The sequence below is a fragment of the Vibrio sp. 10N.222.46.A1 genome, assembly GCF_041473595.1.
Taxonomy (GTDB): domain Bacteria; phylum Pseudomonadota; class Gammaproteobacteria; order Enterobacterales; family Vibrionaceae; genus Vibrio; species Vibrio tasmaniensis_A.
Map to the genome: position 1 here is coordinate 1 of NZ_JBFRSN010001241.1, position 2,179 is coordinate 2,179.

A 2,179-nucleotide genomic window follows, 5' to 3' on the forward strand; every position below is an offset into this window, starting at 1 on the left:
TGCTCACTCTAATCGCCCACCAAGGGTTTGGTTTTCCACGTCCGCATGCTTACTTGCCAACGTTGAAGCTAGTGATGAGCAGTGGGTATAGCTTTCCAAGTTTATTGGCTGGCTTGTGGGTGAGTTTAACCTTGTTAGTCTTTTGGAAACTAAAGCGCCTCTTGGAGCAAAAATCGATTTTGATAGTGCTCGCGGGCCTACTGTGGATTATGCTATTTACGTCTTATTCAGGCAGTGCGTTCTTTAGTGATGTCTTAATGGGAGGCGTATTGGGCGCGTTAACGACTTGGCACATCGTGAGATTAGATGCGAAACCTGATGTTGATATTAGTGCCTTATTAAGCTCTAAAGGTGTCTGGTGGGCATTGTGCTTACTGTCGATTGTTCTCACGGTGATATGGCCACTGCCAACATTCTCTTTCTGGGTAGCAATTTTGATGACGATTGCATGCTTAGTAACGTTAACGGATGCGAAGCCTTTGGTCGGCCAGTTCTCATTCAAGATTGTATTTGGAGTGATGGCTATGTTGTTAGCGGGGAATCTACTGATTAGCTGGGCTGGAAGTTTCGTCTCATTCAGTGGCATCGCTTCATTTATCGTTGAGACCTTACGTTTCCCAATATTGATTCTGTTTGGTGTGGTGGCATTTCGTCTGCCATGGAAAAGAGAGTAAGCGAGTCGACTAACACAAAATCAAAAAGGCTGTGCAGTGCACAGCCTTTGTCATTTCTGCAACAAGCAAAAAGTAATTCTCATTAGAACCTGTTCAGCGTTTATGAGTTGAAAATAAACTTCTCAATCGCGACCGCTACACCATGGTCGTCGTTGCTCGCTGTGATGTGATCCGCCAGTTTCTTGGTTTCTTCCATTGCGTTTTCCATTGCAATGCCAAGGCCAGCGTATTCAAGCATATGATGATCGTTTTCAGCGTCACCCATGCAGATTACTTCTTCTGCTGTAATACCCAAGTGCTTAGCTATCGCCTCAATACCGACACCCTTGTTTGAATTTGGGTTTAGGAACTCTAAGAAGAATGGTGCACTTTGCACGATAGTAAATTGAGTCTTAAGCTCTTGTGGCAACTTGCCGATGATTTCAGTCAGCTTGCTTGGTTCTGCGACAATCATAGTTTTGATGATTTCGTGGTCATCTTCTAGTTGAGAAAAGTCGAACTCGGTAATCTCTAAGCCATTAATACGCGCTTCAATAGCTGTGTACTCATTGTTTTCAGGCGTGATTAAGCCATGAATCTTGCTGAATGCATGAACATAACCACCAAGCTGTACAGCGAGGGCTGCGATCTCTTTCGCGGCTTTACCATTGCTGATCTCACTATGAATGAGTTCTTTTGTAGAGACGTTTTGAACCATAGAGCCGTTGTAGAAGAGCACAAAGTCATCTTCGCCGTTGATTGAAAGCTCGTCTAACTTACTCTGCATGCCTTCTAAAGGACGACCAGAAGCCAGAACCACTTTCACACCTGCAGCGCGTGCTTTGGCAATCGCGTCTTTGTTCTCTTGAGAAATTACTTTATCACTGTTGAGCAGTGTGCCATCCATATCAAGAGCAATCAGTTTGTACATGTTGTTCCCTACTAAAAAATTAAAAGCTAACGAAATCTAATGGGCGAAAGGATAAGGGAACTTGAAAGTTCAGGCTAGGGCTTTGATCAACTCATTTATCAGTACTCATTTGTTTGACCAAAAGGGGGAAGTGCTTTAAGGTCTGCGGTTGATTAATTTCATCAAATGATTGAGCTGAGGGAAAGTTGTACAAGATTAATGAAATGTTTGAAACCATTCAGGGCGAGGGCGTGTTTACTGGCGTTCCCGCTGTTTTTGTTCGTCTGCAAATTTGCCCAGTGGGCTGTTCTTGGTGTGATACCAAGCAGACCTGGGAAGCGTTGCCAGAAGATGAAACCAGCCTTGGCGATATTATGGTTAAGACAGAAGATTCACCGACTTGGTCAGCAATCGATGCTCAAGGAATCGTGAATGAATATATCAAGCAAGGTTACACTGCTAAGCACATTGTGATTACTGGTGGTGAGCCATGCATTTATGATCTTGTTCCTCTTACTGAAGCATTTGAGCAGCACGGTTGTCGCTGTCAGATTGAGACCAGCGGAACATCAGAAGTAAAAGCCACACCGGACACTTGGGTTACGGTGTCACCAAA

3 protein-coding genes are annotated in these 2,179 nt (G+C 44.1%); 2 read left to right on the top strand and 1 reads right to left on the bottom strand.

Annotation, left to right across the window (positions count from 1 at the left end; all coding sequences use genetic code 11):
• Positions 1-674 (top strand): phosphatase PAP2 family protein (locus AB4496_RS25580; RefSeq protein ID WP_372132647.1); only part of this gene is annotated, 674 nt, incomplete at its 5' end.
• 100 nt (positions 675-774) lie between these two features.
• On the opposite strand, the gene AB4496_RS25585 is transcribed toward AB4496_RS25580, so the two are convergent.
• Complete coding sequence (locus AB4496_RS25585; protein ID WP_017093206.1) at positions 775-1,584, bottom strand: Cof-type HAD-IIB family hydrolase; 810 nt, start codon at positions 1,582-1,584, stop codon at positions 775-777.
• A 185-nt stretch (positions 1,585-1,769) separates the two neighbouring features.
• On the opposite strand from AB4496_RS25585, the gene queE reads away from it, so the two are divergent.
• A partial coding sequence (queE, locus tag AB4496_RS25590; RefSeq protein ID WP_372132649.1) for a 7-carboxy-7-deazaguanine synthase QueE occupies positions 1,770-2,179 on the top strand: 410 nt, incomplete at its 3' end.

Bases quoted from the DNA above. Each gene is read 5' to 3' on its own strand.
- AB4496_RS25585 (WP_017093206.1), bottom strand. From the start codon at position 1,584: ATGTACAAACTGATTGCTCTTGATATGGATGGCACACTGCTCAACAGT.